General features: G+C 53.6%; 4 protein-coding genes and 1 pseudogene. 4 read left to right on the top strand and 1 reads right to left on the bottom strand.

The genetic code is table 11. From position 1 onward, the window contains the following. Positions 1 to 410 (bottom strand): annotated as a pseudogene (locus ACTF5G_RS09975) (Fis family transcriptional regulator); the annotation flags it as partial. Positions 411 to 797: 387 nt separating this feature from the next. Between ACTF5G_RS09975 and ACTF5G_RS09970 the strand changes: the two are divergent. From ACTF5G_RS09970 to cynS, 4 genes are all read left to right on the top strand, one after another. Continuing rightward, positions 798 to 2,261: a CmpA/NrtA family ABC transporter substrate-binding protein gene (locus ACTF5G_RS09970; protein WP_438952653.1), complete on the top strand. Its 1,464-nt coding sequence runs from the start codon at positions 798 to 800 to the stop codon at positions 2,259 to 2,261. Between the two features lies 1 nt (position 2,262). Continuing rightward, positions 2,263 to 3,117: an ABC transporter permease gene (locus ACTF5G_RS09965; protein ID WP_438952652.1), complete on the top strand. Its 855-nt coding sequence runs from the start codon at positions 2,263 to 2,265 to the stop codon at positions 3,115 to 3,117. Continuing rightward, a complete protein-coding gene (locus ACTF5G_RS09960) occupies positions 3,092 to 3,979 on the top strand; it encodes an ABC transporter ATP-binding protein (protein ID WP_438952651.1) in 888 nt (295 codons plus the stop codon). Before ACTF5G_RS09965 ends, ACTF5G_RS09960 begins: the two co-directional genes overlap by 26 nt. 20 nt (positions 3,980 to 3,999) lie before the next feature. Then, the coding region (gene cynS / locus ACTF5G_RS09955) for a cyanase (protein WP_438952650.1) at positions 4,000 to 4,392 on the top strand (393 nt) is incomplete at its 3' end.

The following is a 4,392-nucleotide window of genomic DNA, read 5'->3' as shown; positions in this document are numbered from 1 at the left end:
GCGTCCAGCAGCAATTGATTTTCCCGCTCAAATTCCTGGAAGACCTGGGACACCCTGTTCCAGTGACCGATACCAGACAGATAGTGTCGCTCGGCACTGGAGCGCTCCCGCAACTGTTCCAGGTCATCTGCCTTCTGTAAGCCGAGGAACAGGTGAGGGTGATCACCTGCCGCGGAGCAGCGGCCATTCACTTCAAGGCGTACTTCCCCGATGGCTGATTGTGCCAGCAAGTGGTCACACCAGCCGCGCCCTTTTTCAACCAGTTCCTGGGTGAAAAGAATCAGCGCTGGCAGATTCGGAGAAAATAGCCGGCTCGCCCGACTGGACTGGATTTCAATCACATCCCTGTGCATTAGTCGGCAGGCTTCCTGGTTGACAAATAGAACCCGATCGTCAATCGGGTCAATCACCACTTGCGCCGTTGCCGAGTAATAAAAAACGTTCGTCCTGCATGGGGGCCTGCCGTTAAGCCGTGGGGTCTGCAATACAGCTAACAAGTTTCGCGCCAATAACGACGAAAAATCGTTTTTTTGGCAACGATTTTTCGTGAATTACGATTTTTCGTGGCATGAATAACGGCATGCTTTAGGTTGTTTATCTATTTAAATCAAACAATTGCCCATTGTGTTACGAGTTGGCACCAAAGTTGCGATTTAGTAGTGCAGCAGTCGCTATCAATCCAGATAAGCAGGGTTTGATAGAACGCCGTTGCCCATCCAGGAGCGGCACTCAGGGTTTGGTGCACCAGTACAGTGCGCCCACCACAGCGCTACCCAAAAATGAAGAGGAAATATATCATGGCGACGAAAAGTTTAGGTAACCCGTTTGATGCCGATACCAGTCTGACTCACACCAATGATTGTTCCTGCAGGGTATGTCAGGCTGAATCAGCAACCCCCGGCGGCCTGACTGACAATCAGCGTCTGGCTCTGTTGGAGCAACAGGCTGAGCAGGGAGAGGGCCGTCATCAGTCGGCGGCGGGGGCCGTGTCTTTCGACAGTTCTGAGGATTTGCTCGACCGCACAGTGGAAAGTGCCATTGTGCGCGGGGTGTTTGGCCACAACGATACCAGCCGTCGCAATTTTATCCGCTTGATGGGTGGCGGCACTCTGGCCACAGTACTCGGCAGTATGATCCCGCTGGAAAAGGTGAAAGCGGCGGTGAAGGAGTCGATGGGTCCACTGGAGAAAACCAAACTTAAAGTGGGCTTTGTGCCGATTACCTGTGCCACGCCTATCATCATGGCCCAGCCAATGGGCTTCTATGCGAAGTATGGCCTCGATGTGGATGTGATCAAAACAGCCGGCTGGGCGGTGGCCCGGGATATGTCGCTGAACGGTGAATATGACGCTTCCCACATGCTGACACCCATGCCGCTGGCCATGTCCATGGGGGCGGGATCCACCGCGACCCCCTACATCATGCCGGCCGTGGAAAATATCAACGGTCAGGCCATTGTGCTGCATAACAAGCACAAGGATAAGCGCGATCCGAAACAGTGGAAGGGCTTCAAATTCGGGGTGCCCTTTGATTACTCCATGCACAATTTTCTGCTGCGCTATTACGTGGCGGAGCATGGGCTGGATCCGGATCAGGATATTCAGATCCGGGTTGTGCCGCCGCCGGAAATGGTGGCCAACCTTCGGGCCGGCAACCTGGATGGCTATCTGTCGCCGGATCCGTTCAACCAGCGTGCTGTGTTCGAGAAGATCGGCTTCCTGCATATTCTCACCAAGGATATCTGGGAAGGGCATCCCTGCTGTGCCTTTGCCTGTAGTCAGAAGTTTGCCACCGAGATGCCCAATACCTACGCAGCCCTGTTCAGGGCCATTGTGGATGCCACCCATTTTTCTGCCAAAGCGGAAAACCGTGAGGAAATCGCCCGGGCCATATCGCCGAAAAACTATCTCAATCAGCCCGAGGTGGTGGTCAGGCAGGTACTGACGGGTCGTTACGTGGATGGGTTGGAGGAAAAGATTTACGACGTTCCCGACCGCATTGATTTTGATCCTTTCCCCTGGCACTCCATCGCGGTATGGATTCTCACCCAGATGAAACGCTGGGGTTATATCAGTGGCGATGTGGATTACAGGAAGATCGCCGAACAGGTCTACGTGGCATCGGAAACCGGCAAGGTCATGGAGGAGCTGGGTTATACCCCGCCGGCGACCACCTACAAGAAACACATCATTATGGGCAAGACGTTTGATTACAACGAGCCCGAGGAATACATCAACAGCTTTGCCATCAAGAGGGTATGACATGGCCTCACTGAATATGAAGGCAACCCTGCTCTCGCTGTTATTGTTACTGGTTGGGCTTGGTATATGGGAGGCGATGAACCTGGCTCCCGCAGCCAGTGAGGGGTTGTCGGAATATGAACGGATGATGGGTGGCGCGGATCAGGAGGCCCGCGTTCCACCTCCTTCCCAGATATTCAGTCATGCCTGGAATGAGCTGAGCGACCCGTTCTACGATGCCGGCCCCAATGACAAGGGTATCGGCATCCAGCTGGCCTATTCCCTCTATCGGGTGCTGACCGGTTATCTGGCGGCGGCGTTGATCGCGATACCGCTGGGTTTTGTTATTGGCATGTCGCCTCTGATGCACAAGGCACTCAATCCTTTTATCCAGGTACTGCGTCCCATCTCGCCATTGGCCTGGATGCCGCTGGCTCTGTTCATCATCAGGGACTCGGAAGGTTCGGCTATTTTTGTGATCTTCATCTGTTCCATCTGGCCCATGTTGATCAATACCGCCTTTGGTGTGGCCAATGTTCGCACCGACTGGATCAAGGTGGCCCGCACCCATGAGTTGAGTCCACTGAAAACAGCCTTTCTGGTAATTCTGCCGGCGGCAGCGCCCACCATTCTCACCGGGATGCGCATTTCCATTGGTATCGCCTGGCTGGTGATTGTCGCCGCCGAGATGCTGGTGGGGGGCCGGTATCGGCTATTACGTCTGGAACGAGTGGAACAATCTGGATCTGAACAGCGTTATTTTTTCCATTTTAATGATTGGTATCGTCGGTATGTTGCTGGATATGACCCTGGCGGCTGTGACCAAACTGGTGCAATACGAGGATTAGCCCATGAGTCGACATTTCGTCAGTATTGAAGGGCTTTCCAAAGTTTATCCTTCAAAAGAACAGGATCTGGTGGTGTTTGAAGGTGCCAATATCGGCATCGACAAAGGGGAATTTGTTTGCATTATCGGTCACTCAGGTTGTGGAAAGTCCACCATTTTGAATGTGATGGCGGGATTGGAGATTCCCACCACAGGTACCATGATCATGGACAACAAGGAGGCTTCCGGGCCGAGCCTTGATCGCGGCGTGGTGTTTCAGAATTACAGTTTGTTGCCCTGGCTAACGGCTCTCCAGAATGTCAGTTTTGGAGTCAAGGCGCGTTGGCCGAAGTGGAATAAAGCCAAGGTGGACGCCCACAGCAGTCACTTCCTGGAAATGGTCGGGTTGTCCGGGGCGCTTCACCGCAAGCCATCCGAATTGTCCGGCGGCATGTGCCAGCGTGTCAGTATTGCCCGCGCCTTTGTCACCAGTCCCAAGCTGTTACTGCTCGATGAGCCGTTTGGTGCACTTGATGCACTGACCCGTGGCGTCATTCAGGATGAGCTGCTGAAAATATGGAGTGAAACCCAGCAGACCGTTTTCATGATTACCCATGACGTCGACGAGGCCATACTGCTGGCAGACAGGGTGCTGCTGATGACCAATGGTCCCCATGCCAGGGTGGCGGAGTCCGTCAGGATCAATATTCCCCGTCCCCGCAACCGTGCCAATATTATTGAAGACCCTGCCTACTACAAGATTCGCAATTATCTGGTGAATTTCCTGGTGAAACGTTCCGGGCAATTGTCCGGTTCTGCCGGACAGGTTGGCGGTGCCACACAGGAGGTAGATCCGTCTGTTGATATCCATCCACAAAGTGAACAGTCGGTAGCCCTGAAGGCTGCCATCTAATGAAAAGTGAAGGAGTATCCATGAATAAAATCTCGATGATTGAAACCATTATCAGTACCAAGCTGGCCAAGGGGTTGAGCTGGGAATCCATGGCAAATGACCTGGGCATGTCGACGGTGTGGCTTACTTCCGCCTGTCTCGGCATGAATAGCGCGCCACCGGAAAAGGCGAAGGCGATTGCCGGGTATTTGGGACTGGGGCCGGAAGTTGCCAGTGCGCTGGCGAGCTACCCGACGAAAAATTGGGACAAGGCCGTGCCGACAGATCCGCTGATCTATCGATTGTATGAAGTGGTTGGGGTCTATGGCGACACCCTGAAAGAGGTGATTCAGGAAAAATTTGGTGACGGGATTATGAGTGCCATCGATTTTTCCATGGAGGTCGACAAGATTGAAGACCCCAAAGGCGACCGG

The sequence above is a fragment of the Porticoccus sp. genome, from assembly GCF_965660005.1.
Taxonomy (GTDB): Bacteria; Pseudomonadota; Gammaproteobacteria; order Pseudomonadales; family Porticoccaceae; genus Porticoccus.
Note: the sequence above shows the minus strand (reverse complement) of the source record. Positions and strands in the feature narration are given on the sequence as shown.